This window comes from Streptomyces sp. NPDC006487, from assembly GCF_042870555.1.
GTDB lineage: Bacteria > Actinomycetota > Actinomycetes > Streptomycetales > Streptomycetaceae > Streptomyces.
The window spans coordinates 204,854-221,488 of sequence record NZ_JBIAHN010000005.1 but is presented as its reverse complement, the minus strand read 5'-3'; the positions used below and the strand labels follow the sequence as shown (position 1 = coordinate 221,488).

Genomic DNA, 16,635 nt, shown 5'->3' with positions numbered 1-16,635 from the left:
TCAGCCTTCCCCCATGTGGGTATATCCCCTCGGAAGGACCACGACGGTTCCCGCCGCCCGGCTCGGGGTCGGCCGGTGCCCACCAATCCGTCGGAGGAAGCTCATGGCAGCCGTTTCCAGCGACACCAAGGATCCGTTCCGCATCGACCTCCGCACCGAGATGCCCGTTGTCCCGGAGGATCCGCTCACCGTCAGCACCGGCGAGGCGCGGACCCTGTCCGTCGCGCTCTTCCGGCGGCTGAAGGAGCTGAGCGAAGGGACGCCGGAGTACTCGTACGTGCGCAATACGCTCGTCGAGCTCAATCTCAGCCTGGTGAAATACGCGGCACGCCGGTTCCGTAACCGGTCCGAGCCACTGGAGGACATCGTCCAGGTCGGCACGGTGGGCCTCATCAAGGCCATCAACCGGTACGACGTCGAGCGCGGGGTCGAGTTCACCACGTTCGCCATTCCCACCATCACCGGCGAGATGAAGCGGTTCTTCCGCGACACCAGCTGGTCCGTGAAGGTCCCGCGCCGCCTGCAGGAACTCCGTCTCGACATCGCCAAGACGAACGACGCGCTCGAACAGCGACTGGGACGCCACCCGACCGACCTGGAGCTCGCGCAGTGCCTCGGGATCACCCCGGAGGCTCTGGACGAGGGCCGCCGGGCGGCCAACGGCTACATGGCGGGATCCCTGGACGCCCCGGTGGGACCCGAGGCGGACGGTGGCACCAGGGCGTGGCCGGTGGGGGAGGAAGAGGCGGCCTACGACCGCATCGAGTGCCTGGAGACCCTGAAACCGCTGCTCGCGACGCTCAGTGACCGCGATCGGCAGATCCTCTCGCTGCGCTTCGGCCAAGAGTTGAACCAGTCCGAGATCGGTGACCGGCTGGGCCTCTCCCAGATGCACGTCTCACGACTGCTGAGCCGCATCATGGCCAGGCTGCGGACCGGGATGCTGGAGGACGACGGCGACGGCGAGGGCCAGGGCGAGGGTGAGGGCGGCGCGGGCCGGGGCGGGGGCGCGGGCCGGGACTAGGAAGCGCTCAGCCGGGCGGGGAGGCCCGGCCGGCGGTCGGGAGGGGGGTTTCTCCGTGCTCCCGTAGGGCCGGTGGAGTGGCGACCTCCACCCACACGCACTTACCGCCGTCGACCGGATCCGCCCCCCACGCGCGGGCCAGCCGCCTCACGATGAGCAGCCCGTGGCCGCCGGGCCGGGCCGGATCGGTCGGGAGCCGGTGGACGGGTAGGGCCGGACTGGCGTCCGTGACCTCGATGCGCAGCCGCTCGGCGGTGTAGCGCAAAAGCAGCGAATTCGGCCCGCCCGCGTGCATGCAGGCGTTGGCCACCACTTCGGACACCAGGAGCAGTACGTCGTCCGCGGCTTCGGTGGTGTCGTCCTCGCCGGCGTTCGCGCGGCCATCCCTGTCGCCGCTGTCGCTGTCGCTGTCGCTGTCGTTGTCGGTTTCCGGTTCCGGCAGCCACTGCCACTCGGTGAGGGCGCGGCGGGTGAAGTCGCGGCACCGGCCGACGACGTCCGTGGTGCCGTGCAACAGCAGACGCCGGGTCCACTCCGATGACCGGCGCTCGCCCATCCTCGCTCCTCGCTACGCTACGTGCGCCGGTGGCTCGCCAGGGCCGCCTGCACATCGGGGTGCTGCGGGAAGAGCCCGTCGGCGCCGGTGACGTGGAACATGCGTGCGACCGGGCGGTGCAGGCCGATCAGTTCGAGGCTGCCCCCTGTCTCCCGGGCCGCGAGCCGGTTGTGCAACAACACGTTCAGTCCCGTGGAATCACAGAACGCCAGCTCGCTGACATCGACCAGCAGGCGTCGACCGCCACTTGCCCGGGCGGCTTCCAGGGCCGCGCGCAGGGGCTCTGCGGTGTCGTGGTCGAGCTCTCCGGCCAAGGTCAGGACGGTGGCCCCGTCGAGGGGTCGCACGTCGACCGCGAAGCGGTCTTCGTCCGCCGAGGGCATCGCGTACCCCATTCCCCGGTGGTTCGGGTTTCGACACCGGATATGTCTCGCGCCTACCCCGTCACGGGTCGCCAAACCCGGCCGCGGGCGGGACGGCGTCGATGGGGAAGAGGGGGAGGGAGCCGGTGATCTCCAGGAGCCGCAGCATCTGGGCGCTCGGCGCCGCCAGGCGCAGCGTGTGGCCGCACTCCCTTGCCTGCAGGCGCGCCTGGAGCAGCAGGTTCAGTCCGGCCGAATAGCAGAAGGTGAGACCACTGAGGTCGACGACGATGTCGGCGGGGCCGCCCAAGCGGGTCACCGCTTCGAGCAGCAGGGCGCGCACCTCGTCGACCCGGCTGAGGTCGATCTCGCCCGACAGGCGGACCACGGCCGCCTCCCTGGCAGGGGGAGGCGGGCCGGCAGGGTCGTGCGCGCCGTGCTCGTCCGGCATCCTCAGCGCTGTCCCTTGGCCTTCTTCATCTTGTCCGCGGCGTCGGACGCCATTTCCTCGGCCTTGCCGGCCATCCGCTCGGTGCTTCCCTCCGCCTGCATGCGCTTGTCGTCCATCGCGCTGCCGAGGTTCTCCTTGAGCTTCCCCTTGGCCTGCTTCGCCTTGCCCTTTGCCTTGCCCATGACGATTTCTTCCTTCCTGAGGGGGGGTGCTGCTGCCACCATGCGTCAGGGGGCGGCGGTCTGCAATATGTAGCGAATTGCCCGATATTGGGGCTGCCTGGTTGGCTGCCAGGACCTATGGGAGTCCGGCGAGGAATGCGGTACGGGGCCTCGGGTAGGCGTCCCGTATGCCCGTGTCCCCCAGTCCGAGGAGCGATCATGCCTCGTGGTTCCAGTGCCAAACGGGAGCGTCAGTACGAGCACATCAAGGAGAGCGCCGAGCAGCGCGGCGAGAGCGCCGAGCGGGCGAAGGAGATCGCTGCGCGGACCGTGAACAAGGAGCGGGCCCGTGCCGGTGAGTCCGAGACGGCGAGCAAGAGCTCCATCGAGGATATCTCCTCGGCCAGGCGCGGCGGACTGCGCTCGCACCAAGGCGCGCAGGGGCCGACGTACGACCAGCTCTACGCGGAGGCCAAGCGGCGCAATCTGCACGGCCGTTCCTCCATGGACAAGGCCGAACTGAAGCGGGAGCTCGGTTACTGACGGCCGTCCGGCTCCGTTCCGGCTCCGTTCCGGCCTTCGCGGGGAACGGTGACGAGAGCTCGGGGCCGTCCATGGCGGAGAAGCCCCTCACCTGCCGGTCCTTCCGCGCAGCCGCTGTCCTACGGACGTGGAGCGGCCGAAGTGAACCCGATGCATTCGACGTCGATCTGATCGGCGAGTTCGGTCAGTACGCCCGCCAGGTCCCGGACGGCCGGCTCGTCGCCGCGCATCTCTCCGGTGTGCTCCGATTCGAGCCAGTCGGCCGCGAGGCCGCGCAGGAGGGCGGTGACGTGATCGGCGGGGATCAGCAGTGCACCGTCATCCGCGGGTATGAGCGGTATGGACATCTGAATCATGGACCGTCTCCCGAGCGTCCGTGCGCGTCCGCTCCACCGCGTCCGCGCTACCAATAGTGCCGCCGTCCTCCGACCGCGTGCCCGACGGAGCCGAGAACCCACAGGACGACCCCGATGACGACGAGGACGATCCCCAACGTCCACAGGATCGAAATGCCGAGGAGGTAGCCGAGGATCAACAGGACGATTCCAAGCGCGATCATGATGTTCTCCCATCTCGCAGGCTGCTTCTTCCCCGATCCGCTGCCGGAATGCAGTGGGAGGTGGCCCGGTCCGGCGGGTGCGCCGCCTTCAAAAGTATCTTGACGTCAAGATTGATATCGGGCAGGCTTCCGCTGGTATCTCGATATCGAGATACTTTCGCGGGGGCTCGGAGGCATGGAATGCGGTGGCGCGGTACGGGGACCGGGATGGGGCAGCAGGGGCGACTGGTGCGGAAGCGGGAGCGACAGCCCGGACTGGTGGCGCAGTTGAGGCGGCCGCCTGGTGGCCGGGACGCTCGCATCATGCTGCTCGCCCAGCTCCTCGACCGCACCGGAACGGGCGTCTGGTCGGCCTCCTCGGTCCTCTACTTCACTTTCGTCATCGGCCTGGACGCGGGCCGGATCGGCCTCCTCCTGGGCGCCGCGGCCGTCGCGGGCATCGCCGGATCGCCCCTGGCGGGGCACCTGGCGGGCCGCTTCCCGGTGCGTTCCCTGCTGATCGGCTGTCACCTGCTGCGCCTCGGAACCCTCGGCGCGCTGCTCGTGGTCACCCGCTTCGACGTGCTGCTGGCCCTGGTCGCCGTCACCTACCTCGGCGACCGGGCGGCCAAGGCGCTGGAGATGCTCTTCGCCACACGGGTGGCGGGTGAACGGCGCGGCACCTATCAGGCCCTGTCGCGCAGTACGGCGAACGCCGGTTACGCGGTGGGCGCGGGGATCGCCGCCGCCGGTCTGGCCGTCGGGACGCCGGCGGCGTACCAGGCGCTGATCCTGGGCAACGCGCTCTCGTTCGCAGCCGCCGCGGCGCTGGTCCGGCGTACCCGGGAGCAGCGGGCCGAGGGGCGGGTGGCCGCGGGCGCGGGGGGCGCGGCGTCCGGGGGTGGCGCGGCGACGGGGGATGCCGTGTCCGGGGATTCTGCGCCCGGGGACGTCGTACCCGGGGATGCCGTGCCCGGCCGGGCACGGGTGCCGAGCCCGTGGCGGGACCGCGGTTACCTGCGCTTCGTCCTGCTCGACATCCCCATGAACCTCGACGACTCGGTCCTGGCCGTCGGCCTGCCGCTCTGGCTCGTGGCACACACCGACGCGCCGCACACGCTGGTCCCGGCCTTCCTCGTCATCAACACCGTGCTGGTCGTCGTCCTCCAACTCCGCGTCTCCGCAAGGTTCGAGAAACCCCGCCAGGCCGCGGCGGCGGTCTCCGTGTACGGGCTGACGATGCTCGCCTGCTGCACCCTCCTGGCCCTCACCACCGGTGCCGGGACCGTGGCCGCGACGGTCGCACTGCTCACCGCGGCGGTGCTGGTCACGGTGGCGGAACTGCTGCGGTCGGTGAGTTCCTGGGAGCTGGCGGTCTCGCTCGCCCCCGGGGAAGCGCGGGCGTCGTACCTGGGGGTGGCGGGCATGGCCCAGTCCGTTCAGAAGTCCGCCGGGCCGCTGCTCCTGACCGGAGTGGTGATGACGGCCGGACCCGCTGGCTGGCTGGCCCTCGGTACGGGGATCGCGGCCCTGTCGGTGCTCCAGCGGCGCTCCGCGATCCGCCGCCTCGACTCCGCTCTCGCTGCACCCGGCCCCGGCCCCGGCCCCGCTCCCGCCGCGCCCTCGCCGTCCGCCGCGCAGACCGGCTGACACGGCGAGGGACTGATCCCGGGTGCCTCCTTTAGAACCAGGTGAGGGTGAGGGGGAAGGTGGCGGTGGCTGTGGTGGTGTCGGTGGCGGTGGCGGTGATCTGGAGGGTTCCGGTGGCCCAGGGTTTGCCGGTGATGCGGCCGGTGGCGGTGTCGAGGGTCAGGCCCCAGGGGAGTCCGGTGGCGGCGTAGCGGACGGGGGGCTTTCCGCCCGTGGTGGTGAGCTGGATGGTGCAGTTCTGGTTGAACTTGCAGCTCTGCGGGCCGGGGTTGGCCAGCTTCAGGTCACCGGGGGTGGGTGTGGGGGTTGGAGTCGGGGTGGGGGTCGGCGTCGGTGTGGGTGTCGGGGTCGGTGTGGGTGTGGGTGTCGGCGTGCCGCCGCAGCCCGGGGTGGCCTCCGGGGGGAGGGGGACGCGCCAGATCTGGGTGTCGTTCTCCGAGCCGACGAGCAGGGTGGTGCAGTCGAGGTAGGTCACCGTCTCGCCCTGTGACTGTGCTGGCAGGGCCACGTCCGCGAGCTTGGTGCCCGAGATGTCGTACACCGAGGCGGTGTTGGCCCCCAGGGGACCGCCGCTGCGCAGGGTGTACGAGGCGCCTGACGGGGAGAAAGCGCCGTCGGTGGCGAACACCGGGCCCGGCCGGACGGCGGTCAGGGTGCCCGGCTGCCCCGGTACCGGCGGCAGCGGCGCCTGGTACAACTGGCCCGCGGCTCCGATGAGTTTGCTCGCGATGTGGATTCTGCCGGTGACGGGATCGGCGAGCAGGGATTCGGCGTCGTGCTTCCCGTCGGCGTACGTGAAGCGGTACGTCACGGGCGTCACCGAGGCGTTGGCGAGCTGGTCGGGCTCGGTGAAGGAGTGCACGGTGATCTCGGCGCGGCTGCCGAAGTTGTCGCCGATGTCGCCGACCAGGATCGCGGGGCGGCCGGAGGAGTCCTTGCCGATGGTCAACCCCTCCCAGTCGGTGTTGCCGACCCCGGTGACCGTGTACGTGGCCTTGAGCAGGCCGGTGGCGCCACTGCAGTCGATGGCGAAGACCTGGTTGGTGTTGCCGCTGTCGTTGACGGCGTAGAAGACGCCGGGGTGTTTGCGGCTCATGGCGAGTCCGCTGATCTCGGCCAGACCCCCGGGGAGGGTGCACTGGCGTTCGGGAGCGGCGGCAGCCTCGGCGGCACCGGACAGGGGTGCGGACGCGGGCATCGCGACGGTGGGGGCGGCGTCCGCGGGCCCGGCGGCGGGTCCGGTCAGCCAGGCGGCTGCCGGCAGGACCATGGCGAGGGCCGCGGTGGTGAGGGCGGCGGCCCGCGGAGGTGTGAGGAGTAGTCGGGGCATGCCCACCATGTGAGGGGGAGCCAGGTTGTGGCGCCAGGGTCAATCGCCTCCCGTTTGAGCATCGTTCAATGCCGGGCGGGCATGTCCGGCCGCCGGGCGGGGCCTCCGGGCGGCCCGCCCCGGACGTGCCGCGCCCATGACCGGCACGGTCACCGGGAGGGCTCGCGTACGGGTGCTTTGTGCCGGGCGTGTGCGATGAAGGCGCGGGCGGCCCGGCTCAGCGGCCGGCGGGCGTGTGCGATGCCCACCGGGCGCAGGAGCGGCGGGGTGAAGGAACGTATCTCCGCCCTGCTGCCGAAGGCCCTGGCGACCACGTCGCGGTACCAGATGAGGGAGCCGCGGCCGTCGGTCACCCCGGTCACCCAGCCGAGGCGTTCGTCCACCTCCAGGCAGGGCACCGGGCGCACGCCCAGGCAGCTGAACATGGCCTCCATCTCGGTGCGCCGGCCCGTCCCGGGGGTGGGCAGCACCATCGGCAGCCCGTCGAGTGCCCGGAACGGCAGCGGGTCGGGCAGTGCGGACCCGACGGGGGAGATGAGCACCACCTCGCGCTCCTGGATGTGGTGGGTGGAGAGTTCCCCGTCGAGGGGGAGGTCCACGAGCGCCAACTCGGCCCGTCCCTGGGTCAATTCCTGGACCACGGCCTCGCGGCTGTCGTACTGGTGGAGTCTGACGTCGAGGCCGGGGTGTCGCTCCGTGAAGGTGTGTACCAGGTCGGAGGCCAGATCGAGGGCCAGAGTGGGAGTGGTCACCACGGCCAGGGCGGCCCTGGCGCCCAGCCCGTGGGGAGTGCCGATGTCGTCGATCGCCTCCACCGCGTCGAGCACGGTACGGGCCAGCCGGACGACCCGGGCCCCTTCCGGTGTGAGGTCCACCCCCCTTCCCCGGCGGGCGAGGAGATCGACGCCGAGGTCGCGCTCCATGGCTTGGACGGCCCGGGAGAGGGCCGACTGGGCGACGAACACGGAGGCCGCCGCGCCGGTGATGGAACGGCAGTCGGCGACGGCGACGAGGTAACGGAGCTGGGCGAGGGTGGGGGTCATGACCGGACGGTAACCGGGCAAGGGTGTACCTGTAAGACCGCGGAGGGTGAACAACCATCAGACTCCGCAAAGGTGTTCATGCCGGACTGGTGACAACTCATACCCATGCGGCATGACCCCGGGCGGCGCGGGCGCACCGGCCGGCGGGCCGGAGGCGGGCCGTCCCGGCGCAACGCCGCAGGCCACGGCCTCGGCAGGAGTGTGCCGACGGCGTGCCCGGGGGGCCGTTCGGGTGGGCGGAGGTCATCGGGGGTGCGAAGTGAACGGCTCCGGATGGCCGTTGACAGTGCGAGGCCGTCACCGCACGATGCATCGCGGCGCCAGGGAATTTGACCACCGTTCAACCCTGCCCCGACGCATCGCCCGGCCGTTTCGCGTGCCGCCCACCCCGGATCCCCGGCGGGAGGGCGTCTCGTCCGCCACCTTTCTCCCACGCCTTCCCGGTCTTCCGTCCCGCACTGCGCCATGTCACACAGCACTGGAAGAGGAGCGTCCGTGTCCCCCCAACCCGAGCCGTCCCCCCAGCCCTCGCGTGCCCTTCCGCCCCAGCAGCCCCCGCCGGCTCCGCGTATGGCGCGGCCCTCCCGCACTCCGCGGCCTCCGCGTCCCGTCCGGCCCGCCGGGCCCGCACGATCCGCGACCACCGGGCCGTCGGGGGATGAGCCCGCGCCGCCGGGGGAGCGGACCGGGCCGACGGGTTCCGAGCGGACAAGGCCAAGAGGACGAACAGAGCGGGCAGGGCGAACAGAGCGGGCCGAGCGGTCGGCTCCCGGGCCGCTCGAGCCGTCGCCTTCCGCGTGGCGGCCCGGGCGCCTCCGCGCCGCCGACCGCGACCTCGTCGTCGCGGTCAGCCCGTTCGGGGAGCCCAACCCGCGGATCGTCACCGCCGCGGAGCGCGCCGGATCCCTGGGCCTGCTCGACCTCGGCCGGGACGCCGGGGCGGCGCGGCGCGGTTTGGCCGAGATCGCCCGCCGTCTCGGAGCCGGCCGCTACGGCGTACGGGTGCCCGCGGGCTGCCCCGTCGGCCCCGAGGGGCTGCCGGCCGAGGTGGACACCGTGCTGCTCGCCGACCCCGCGGACCACACCCCCGACGGGGTGGCCGGCTGGGCGGCCGCCGCGGGTCGGCCCCGGGTGTGGGCCGAGGTCACCGATCCGGCGCAAGCCGCGGTCGCGGTGGCCGCGGGGGTGGAGGCGCTCGTGGCCAAGGGGCACGAGGCGGGCGGACGGGTGGGCGGGACCACCACCTTCGTACTCCTCCAACAGCTTCTGGGCGAACCCGCGTTCGGGCTGCCCGTACGGGCCTACGGCGGGATCGGGCCGCACACCGCGGCCGCGGCGGTCGCGGGCGGATCAGCCGGCGTGCTGGTCGACGTACAACTGGCCCTCACGCCCGAGGGTGAGGCCGGGCTGCCCGCCGAAGTCGCCGCGGCCGTACGGGCCATGGACGGCTCCGAAACGAAGCTGGTGCAGGGCCACCGGGTCTACGCGCGCCCCGACCTGACCCCGCCGCAGGGGCCGGCCGCCGGCCTGCTGGGCGCCCGGGACCTGCGGACACAACTGCTTCCGGTCGGCCAGGACGGGGCCTCGGCGGCCCGGCTGGCCGCCCGCCACCGGACGACCGGAGGCATCCTCCGAGCCGTCCGGTCGGCCGTCGCCGGACACCTGGAGGCCGTCGTACGGGCCCGGCCGCTGGGGGGCGGCCACGGCCCGGGGCGGCCGCTCCCGGTGGCGCAGGGGCCGATGACCCGGGTCAGCGACCAGGCGGCCTTCGCCGAAGCGGTGGCCGCCGGGGGCGGGGTCCCCTACCTGGCGCTCGCGGTCATGGAGGGGCCGCAGGTGCGCCGGCTCCTCACCGAGACCGCCGAGCGGCTCGGGGAGCGGCCCTGGGGCGTGGGGATGCTCGGCTTCGCCCCGGCCGAGCTGCGGGCCGAGCAGCTCGCGGCGGTCGCCGAGGTGCGTCCGCCGTACGCGATCATCGCGGGCGGCACCCCGGGACAGGCGGCCCCGCTGGAGGCAGCCGGAACCCGGACCCATCTCCACGTGCCCTCGCCGGGCCTGCTGGAGCGGTATCTTGCCGACGGGGCACGGCGGTTCGTGTTCGAGGGGCTGGAATGCGGGGGCCACGTCGGGCCGCGCGCCTCGTTCCCGCTGTGGGAGGAGCAGATCGAGCTGCTGCTCTCCTGCCCCGAACCGGCTGCGCTGGACGTGCTGTTCGCAGGAGGAATCCACGACGCCCGCTCCGCCGCGATGGCCGCCGCCGCCGCGGCTCCGCTGGCGGAACGGGGTGCCCGCATCGGGGTGCTCATGGGCACCGCGTACCTGTTCACCGAGGAAGCGGTGGCCGCGGGCGCGGTCCTGGCCGGCTTCCAGCGGGCGGCGCTGGAGTGCGCCGACACCGTACTGCTGCACACCGCGCCCGGGCATGCCACGCGCTGCGCGGTCACCCCGTACGTGGACACCTTCGAGGCCACCCGGAACCGTCTCGCGGAAGGCGGCGCCGAGCCGCGCGAGGTGTGGGAGGAGCTGGAGCGGCTCAACCTGGGACGGCTCCGGATCGCCAGCAAGGGCCTGCGGCGCGGGGCGGACGGCTCCGGACTGGAGTCGGTGGGCGAGGAACAGCAGGACTCCGAGGGGCTGTTCATGCTCGGTCAGGCCGCAACGCTGCGCTCCGGTACCACCACGATTGCCAGCCTGCACGCCGAAGTCACCCAAGGCGCCACCGAGTTGCTCCGACAGCGCGCCCAGGAACTCGCGGGCCCGGACCCCGAAGGCGGTACGGCGGACGCGACGGCCGCTGCCGCCGGCGCCGCACGGCCCGAGCCGCTGGACATCGCCGTGGTCGGCATGGCGTGCGCCTACCCCGGTGCGCCGGATCTCGCCGCCTACTGGGCACGGATCCTGGACGGGACCGACGCCGTCACCGAGGTCCCGGCCGAGCGCTGGGATCCGGCCATCCACTTCGACCCCGATCCGGCACGGGCGGGCGAACGCACCCCGTCCCGCTGGGGCGGCTTCCTCGGCCCGATGCCCTTCGACGCCCTCGCGCACGGCATCCCGCCGGCCTCGCTGGCCGGGATCGAACCGGTGCAGCTGCTCGCCCTGGAGATCTCCGCGCGGGCCCTGGCGGACGCCGGGTACGGCAAGGACCGGGAGTTCGACCGGTCCCGGACCTCGGTCGTGTTCGGCGCGGAAGCAGGCACCGAGCTGGCGGGCGCGTACGGGCTGCGCGCGCTGTACCCCGGATACCTGGGCGAGCTCCCTCCCGGACTGGACGAGCAGCTCCCGCGACTCACCGAGGACTCCTTCCCCGGTGTGCTCGCCAACGTCATCGCGGGCCGGGTCGCCAACCGGCTGGACCTCGGCGGTGCGAACTGCACGGTCGACGCCGCATGCGCCTCCTCGCTGGCCGCACTCGACCTTGCCTGCCGCCAACTGCGCGACAAGGACAGCGACATGGTGCTGTGCGGGGGCGCCGACGTCCACAACGGCATCAACGACTACCTGCTGTTCTCCTCGGTCCGCGCATTGTCCCCGGGCGGCCGCTGCCGGCCCTTCGACTCGGCCGCCGACGGGATCGCCCTCGGGGAGGGGGTGGGGGCGCTCGTGCTCAAGCGGCTCGCCGACGCGGAACGGGACGGCGACCGGGTGTACGCCGTGATCAAGGCGGTCGGAGCCGCCAGCGACGGACGCTCCCTCGGTCTGACCGCACCCCGGCCGGAGGGGCAGCGCAGGGCTCTGGACCGGGCCTACGCACGGGCCGGGATCAACCCCGGCGAGGTCGGCCTCATCGAGGCGCACGGCACCGGCACCGTGGTCGGCGACACCACCGAACTGTCCGTACTGACGGCCCTGTTCACCGAGTCCGGCGCCGCCACCGGAGCCTGCGCCATGGGCTCGGTGAAATCGCAGATCGGGCACACCAAGTGCGCGGCCGGGCTCGCCGGACTGATCAAGGCGGTCCGGGCGGTCCACTCGGGCGTACGGCCGCCGACCCTGCACCTCGACGCGCCGGTCCCGGCCTGGAACGCGGAGACCAGCCCCTTCTCCTTCGACACCGGGGCCAGGCCGTGGGCGGCGCCCGCCGAACGGCGGATCGCCGGAGTGAGCGCCTTCGGGTTCGGCGGTACCAACTACCACGCGGTGCTGACCGGTTACGCGGGAGCCGAGGAGCCCCGGCACGGCGTGGAGGAATGGCCGGCCGAACTGTTCTGCTTCCGTGGCGAGGACCGGCGTGCGGCGGGACGGGCGATCGCCCGGCTCGCGGCCAGACTGGAGGAGAACGACGCGGCCGGGCGTCCGTGGACGCTGCGGGACCTCGCCGCGGAGGCCGCGGCCGGGGCGGGTGCGGTACGGGTCGCGGTCGTGGCCGCCGACCTGGACGAGCTGGCGGCCCGGCTGGAGCCTGCGCGGGCCTTCACCCCGGCCGAGGGGGTCCATGTACGGGAGGATAGGGCGGAGCCCGGCCAGGTTGCGTTCCTCTTCCCCGGCCAGGGCAGCCAGCGCCCCGGCATGCTGGGGGAGTTGTTCACCTCCTTCCCGCCCCTGCGCGAGCTGCTGGAAGCGGCGCCGGGCGGGGTGGTCTCCGCGATGTTCCCCCCGGCGGCCTTCACAGCACAGGGGCGGACCGCCCAGCGGGCCGCGGTCACCGACACCCGGGTGGCCCAGCCGGCCCTCGGGCTGGCGGGCTCGGCGGCGCACCTGCTGCTGGGGGAGCTGGGCGTACGGCCGGACTGCGTGGCGGGGCACTCGTACGGCGAGCTCACCGCGCTGTGGGCGGCGGGGGTGTGGGACCAGGAGAGCCTGCTGCGGCTGAGCGCGCGCCGGGCCGAAGCCATCCTCGCGGCCGCGGGGACGGATCCGGGGTCGATGGCGGCGGTGACGGCCGCGCCGGAAGAGGTGCGGGAGATCGCCGCGCGTGCCGGATGCGTCATCGCGAACCACAACGCGCCCCGGCAGTGCGTGATTTCGGGACCGGCCGCAGCCGTGGCCGATGCGGTGGCCGCACTGCGGGAGGCGGGCCTGACGGCGGCCCCGCTCCCCGTGGCCTGCGCGTTCCACAGCGAGGTCGTGGCGGGGGCGGCCACCGCCCTGGCCGAGGAACTCGCCGGGACGGAACTGGCCGACGCCACCGTCCCGGTCTGGTCGAACACGACGGCCGGCCCGTACCCGTTGACCGCCGATGCGGTACGAGACCTGGTGGCACGTCAGGTCGCCGAGCCGGTCCGGTTCGTGGGGCAGGTGGAGCACATGTACGCGGCCGGAGTGCGGACCTTCGTGGAGGCCGGGCCGGGCCGGGTCCTGTCCGGCCTCGTCGGCCGCATCCTGGGCGACCGGCCCCACACGGTGGTGCCGCTGGACGTGCCCGGCGAGCACGGGCTGCTCCGCCTGGTCACGGCGTTGGCCGAACTGGCCGCGGCGGGCGTCCCGGTGGAGCCCGAAGCCCTGTTCCGCGGCCGAACCTCCCGGCTCCCCGAGCGCGCTCCACGCCGCCCGGGCTGGCTGGTGGACGGCCACCTGGTCCGCACCCGGGACGGCAACCCCGTCCCCGGCGGCCTCCGCCCGGCGCGCCGGGTCCACGTCGCGGTATCCGAGGGAAAGGGAGCCCATCAGATGGCGCAGCCGAAGAACGGCACCGGTCAGGTGGTGAGTTCCGCCGAGCCGGAGGCTCACGCGAACGGGAGCCCTGCGAGCCCGCCGGCTCCTGCCGGGGGTGGGCACTGGCCGACTGCCGGCAGCCCTGCCGAGACCGGCTCGGCGTGGACTTCCGCCCGGGAGGCAGCCGTGGTGGACGGCCGCGAGAACGGCCGCTTCACGAGCAACGGGCACGGCGTTGCTCCCGGCGGGGGCGGCCCTTGGTCGCAGGGCGCGGGCCCGGGCGCGGGCGGTTCGGGGAGTGGGGGTCCCGTCGGGGGCGGACACCGCTTGCCGGGTGGGGGTCCGGGTGGCGGTGGCTCGGGTGGAGGTTCCGCTCCGGTGGGAGGCCCGGTGGGCGGGTACGCGGACCCGCGCGACGGCCGGGCCTGGACTCCGGCGGCCGGGTCGGTGGGGGGTGCGGATGGCCGGCACTTCTGGACCGCGAACGGCGGCCCCGGCGCAGGCCTTGAGCGGCCGGCGGGCCCGACCGCCCTGGCGGGTGCTCGCACCGGTCACCTGGCCGAGCCCACCGCACCCGCGCCGGCGGACCGCCGGGAGGAGGCGGTCCTGGAGTACCTTCGCGGATCGCGCGAACTGGTCCAGGCGCAGCGGGACGTCATGATCGGCTACCTGGCGTCGAGTGCGACGGCGCCGCCCTGGAGCGGCCCCGACCCGGCTGCGGCCGGGCACGTCGAGGTCACCACCGGCCCGTCCCGCGCGATCCCGCCCACTCTCCTGGGTGCCACCCGTGACTTCGTCGACCCGCAGGACGTGGGAGCGCCCCGGGACCGGGGCCCCGGACAGCGGTTCACGCCTCCGCAGGGAGCGGAGGGCGTCCCGGGGCTCCGGAGCGCGTCTGCGGCCGGCCTCTGGTCCGAGCCCGGGCCGGACGGCCGAGGCGTGCCCGGGGGCGTCGATGGGGCGAGGCCCGGTGCCCATGGAGTGGCCCCGGTGGGCGCGGATGCCGGTGTCGGGGGGTTCGGTGCGTGGTCGGCGGTTGCTGGTGGGGCGGCCGCCAATGGTGCGGCCGCCGATGGCGCGGTCACTGGTTACGACGCCTCCTGGTCGGCGGCCCGGGTCGGGGGCCAGGCCGCGGGTCCCCAAGGGACCGGACCGTGGCTGACGGCTCCGGCTGGGCCGGCGTTCGACGGTGTGGTCCCGGGTTCCGGGCTGGTGGGCGGCGGGGCCGCGGGCTCCGGGATGCCCGGCGGCTTCGACGCGGCTTCCGGGGCGCCCGGCAGCGTCGCCTTGGGGGGCGGGGCGCCCGGCAGCGCGTTCCCGGGTGCGGGAATGCCGGGCGGGGCGGGGGTGGGTCCAGGGATCCCGGGTGGTGCGGCCTCCGGTGGTGCGGCCCCCGGGGGTGGGATGCCCGTCGGTGTGGTCTCGGCATCGGGGATGCCCGGTGGCGGGGCCCCGGCGGACGGGGTGCCCGGGAGTGACGGCCGCGGGGGCGTGGGCGGCGGCGGAGGCGCGGCCCGTGCGGGGGCTCGGTCCGCCGAGGAGGTGATGGACGTGATCGTGGAGATCGTCCACACCCGGACCGGGTACCCGCGGGACATGCTCGCTCCCGAGCTGGACCTGGAAGCGGACCTGTCCATCGACTCCATCAAGCGGGTCGAGATCATCGGCGCCCTGGCCGACCGGATCGGCCTGCCCCGGGATGCGGGCGGCTCCGCCGAGTCCGCGATCGAGGAGCTGTCCCGGATCAAAACCCTGCGCGGCATAGTGGACTGGGTCTCCGGCCACACCGCCCACCCCGAGCCCCCGCCCGCCGAAGCGGAGGCCACGGGAGCGCCGTCGGCCCCGCCCGCGCTCGGCCGCCTCCGGGTGGAGCCGCACGCGCTGCCGCCCGCGCCCGGGGACCCGGAGGCCCTGCGCGGTCTGCGGATCGGGGTCGTCGGGGAGGCCGGCGAGACCGGGGACGGTCAGGGCGTACTGCCCGCTCTCTACCGGGCCCTGCGGGCCCACGGGGCGGACGTCCGGCAACTGGCCGAAGACGACGCCGGGTTCGAGGCCGGGTTCGACGCGGTCCTGGATCTCGACGCCCTGCGACCGGGAACGGACCCCGTCCTGCCCCAGCGCTTTCCCGGGCTGCAGCGGGCCCTGACCAGCGGTGTGCACCGGCTCCTGCTGGTCACCGTCCGCGGCGGGTCCGCCGGAGCGGGAGTGCACGGCTTCGCCCGCAGCGCCTCCCTCGAATACCCGGGCAGGCTGATCCGCGCCGTGGAGGTCCACTCCAAGGAAGACCCGGAGCGGATCGCGTCGCAGCTCCTCGCCGAGCTGAGCTGCCGGCCGGCCGAGCCGGCTGCCGCCACCACGTCCGAGGAGGCCCCCGCCCCCGCCTCCGTCGCCTACACCGCAGAGGGCCTACGGGTCACCCCCCGGCCGGTACCGGCACCGCTCGCCCCCGGGGACGGAACGCCGCCCCTCGATGCCGACTCGGTGGTCCTGTTCACCGGCGGGGCCCGCGGGATCACCGCCCGGACCGCCCTGGCGGTGGCCCGGGCCACCGGGTGCCACGTAGAGCTGATGGGGCGCACGCCTCAACCAGCAGCGGAAGCAGACGAGTTCGGGCACGCGGCCGACCGCGTCGCCCTGCGCGCCGCACTGATCGCCACCGGCCTGCGCACCCCCGCGGAGATCGAGGCCGCGGCCTCGCGGATCCTCGCCGAGCGCGAGGTGCGGGCGACTCTGGCCGCGCTCGGGACCGTGGCGGCGTCCGTCGGCTACCACTGCGCGGACGTCACGGACGAGCAGGCGGTACGAGGCGTCGTGGCCGCCGTGCGGGCCCGCCACGGTCGGCTGGACGGGATCGTGCACGGAGCCGGGACCCTGAACGACGGACTGCTCCGCGACAAGCAACCGGCGGTCTTCGCCGAGGTGTTCACCACCAAGGTGACCGGCGCACGCCACCTCGCCGCCGCTGCGGCCGAGCACGGCACGGCGCCCGCGCCCCGGTTCCTCGCCCTGTTCGGCAGCGTGGCCGGCGTGTACGGAAACCGGGGGCAGAGCGACTACGCCGCCGCCAACGACGCCCTCGACGGTCTCGCGCACATCTGGGCGGAGAACTTCCCGGGCCGCGTGCTGTCCCTCGACTGGGGCCCCTGGTCCGCCGAGGCGGGCGGCATGGTCAGCCCCGAACTGGCGCGCGCGTACACCCGCCGGGGCATCGCGCTGATCGACCCGGAGGCGGGCGGCGCCGCGTTCCTCGCCGAACTCGCGCACGGGACCGACGTACAGGTGGTCCTGATGGCGGCCGACGGGCACGAGGGGAGTGGACGGCGTGACTGACCGCCATCGGCAGGGCCAAGACCAGGGCCAGGGCCAACACCAGGGCCAGGGT

The 16,635-nt window shown here is 73.9% G+C and carries 12 protein-coding genes; 4 read left to right on the top strand and 8 right to left on the bottom strand.

The features are described from left to right. The first annotated feature begins 103 nt into the window (after positions 1-103). Positions 104-1,024, top strand: a complete 921-nt coding sequence (locus tag ACFYM0_RS10450; protein ID WP_388498936.1) for a SigB/SigF/SigG family RNA polymerase sigma factor — start codon at positions 104-106, stop codon at positions 1,022-1,024. Positions 1,025-1,031: 7 nt separating this feature from the next. Here ACFYM0_RS10450 and ACFYM0_RS10445 read toward each other — a convergent pair whose 3' ends face one another. From ACFYM0_RS10445 to ACFYM0_RS10430, 4 genes are all read right to left on the bottom strand, one after another. After that, positions 1,032-1,580 (bottom strand): ATP-binding protein, encoded by a 549-nt coding sequence (locus ACFYM0_RS10445; RefSeq protein WP_388498934.1) that lies wholly within the window; start codon positions 1,578-1,580, stop codon positions 1,032-1,034. Between the two features lie 17 nt (positions 1,581-1,597). Next, entirely contained in the window at positions 1,598-1,963 is a 366-nt protein-coding gene (locus ACFYM0_RS10440; protein ID WP_388498932.1) for an STAS domain-containing protein, read from the bottom strand. A gap of 61 nt (positions 1,964-2,024) precedes the next feature. Next, entirely contained in the window at positions 2,025-2,330 is a 306-nt protein-coding gene (locus ACFYM0_RS10435) for an STAS domain-containing protein (RefSeq protein WP_388498930.1), read from the bottom strand. A 65-nt stretch (positions 2,331-2,395) separates the two neighbouring features. Beyond that, positions 2,396-2,575 (bottom strand): CsbD family protein, encoded by a 180-nt coding sequence (locus ACFYM0_RS10430; protein ID WP_327250800.1) that lies wholly within the window; start codon positions 2,573-2,575, stop codon positions 2,396-2,398. A gap of 198 nt (positions 2,576-2,773) precedes the next feature. Between ACFYM0_RS10430 and ACFYM0_RS10425 the strand changes: the two genes are divergently transcribed. Beyond that, positions 2,774-3,097, top strand: coding sequence for a plasmid stabilization protein (locus ACFYM0_RS10425; RefSeq protein WP_388498928.1), 324 nt, complete (start codon positions 2,774-2,776; stop codon positions 3,095-3,097). Positions 3,098-3,216: 119 nt separating this feature from the next. Here the strand turns inward: ACFYM0_RS10425 and ACFYM0_RS10420 are convergent, their stop codons facing one another. After that, complete coding sequence (locus tag ACFYM0_RS10420; protein WP_388498926.1) at positions 3,217-3,453, bottom strand: DUF6213 family protein; 237 nt, start codon at positions 3,451-3,453, stop codon at positions 3,217-3,219. A gap of 47 nt (positions 3,454-3,500) precedes the next feature. Then, entirely contained in the window at positions 3,501-3,656 is a 156-nt protein-coding gene (locus ACFYM0_RS10415; protein WP_388498924.1) for a DUF6131 family protein, read from the bottom strand. Positions 3,657-3,959: 303 nt separating this feature from the next. Here ACFYM0_RS10415 and ACFYM0_RS10410 point away from each other — a divergent pair, with 303 nt between their 5' ends. After that, positions 3,960-5,285 carry an MFS transporter gene (locus ACFYM0_RS10410; RefSeq protein ID WP_388498922.1) on the top strand — a complete coding sequence of 442 codons (1,326 nt, stop codon included), beginning with the start codon at positions 3,960-3,962 and terminating at the stop codon, positions 5,283-5,285. Positions 5,286-5,316: 31 nt separating this feature from the next. Here the strand turns inward: ACFYM0_RS10410 and ACFYM0_RS10405 are convergent, their stop codons facing one another. Both ACFYM0_RS10405 and ACFYM0_RS10400 read right to left on the bottom strand, forming a co-directional pair. Next, positions 5,317-6,615: a putative Ig domain-containing protein gene (locus ACFYM0_RS10405; protein ID WP_388498920.1), complete on the bottom strand. Its 1,299-nt coding sequence runs from the start codon at positions 6,613-6,615 to the stop codon at positions 5,317-5,319. Between the two features lie 149 nt (positions 6,616-6,764). Further along, the gene (locus ACFYM0_RS10400; RefSeq protein WP_388498918.1) at positions 6,765-7,658 is read right to left on the bottom strand and encodes a LysR family transcriptional regulator; all 894 of its coding nucleotides are present in this window, start codon (positions 7,656-7,658) and stop codon (positions 6,765-6,767) included. A 954-nt stretch (positions 7,659-8,612) separates the two neighbouring features. Between ACFYM0_RS10400 and ACFYM0_RS10395 the strand changes: the two genes are divergently transcribed. Then, a complete protein-coding gene (locus ACFYM0_RS10395; RefSeq protein ID WP_388498916.1) occupies positions 8,613-16,583 on the top strand; it encodes an SDR family NAD(P)-dependent oxidoreductase in 7,971 nt (2,656 codons plus the stop codon). Positions 16,584-16,635: the final 52 nt, after the last annotated feature.

Excerpts from the sequence above, each read along its gene's own strand:
- ACFYM0_RS10445 (WP_388498934.1), bottom strand. The coding sequence starts at position 1,580 with ATGGGCGAGCGCCGGTCATCGGAGTGGACCCGGCGTCTGCTGTTGCAC.
- ACFYM0_RS10410 (WP_388498922.1), top strand. The coding sequence starts at position 3,960 with ATGCTGCTCGCCCAGCTCCTCGACCGCACCGGAACGGGCGTCTGGTCG.
- ACFYM0_RS10430 (WP_327250800.1), bottom strand. The coding sequence starts at position 2,575 with ATGGGCAAGGCAAAGGGCAAGGCGAAGCAGGCCAAGGGGAAGCTCAAG.
- ACFYM0_RS10420 (WP_388498926.1), bottom strand. The coding sequence starts at position 3,453 with ATGATTCAGATGTCCATACCGCTCATACCCGCGGATGACGGTGCACTG.
- ACFYM0_RS10415 (WP_388498924.1), bottom strand. The coding sequence starts at position 3,656 with ATGATCGCGCTTGGAATCGTCCTGTTGATCCTCGGCTACCTCCTCGGC.
- ACFYM0_RS10400 (WP_388498918.1), bottom strand. The coding sequence starts at position 7,658 with ATGACCCCCACCCTCGCCCAGCTCCGTTACCTCGTCGCCGTCGCCGAC.
- ACFYM0_RS10425 (WP_388498928.1), top strand. The coding sequence starts at position 2,774 with ATGCCTCGTGGTTCCAGTGCCAAACGGGAGCGTCAGTACGAGCACATC.
- ACFYM0_RS10440 (WP_388498932.1), bottom strand. The coding sequence starts at position 1,963 with ATGCCCTCGGCGGACGAAGACCGCTTCGCGGTCGACGTGCGACCCCTC.
- ACFYM0_RS10405 (WP_388498920.1), bottom strand. The coding sequence starts at position 6,615 with ATGCCCCGACTACTCCTCACACCTCCGCGGGCCGCCGCCCTCACCACC.
- ACFYM0_RS10450 (WP_388498936.1), top strand. The coding sequence starts at position 104 with ATGGCAGCCGTTTCCAGCGACACCAAGGATCCGTTCCGCATCGACCTC.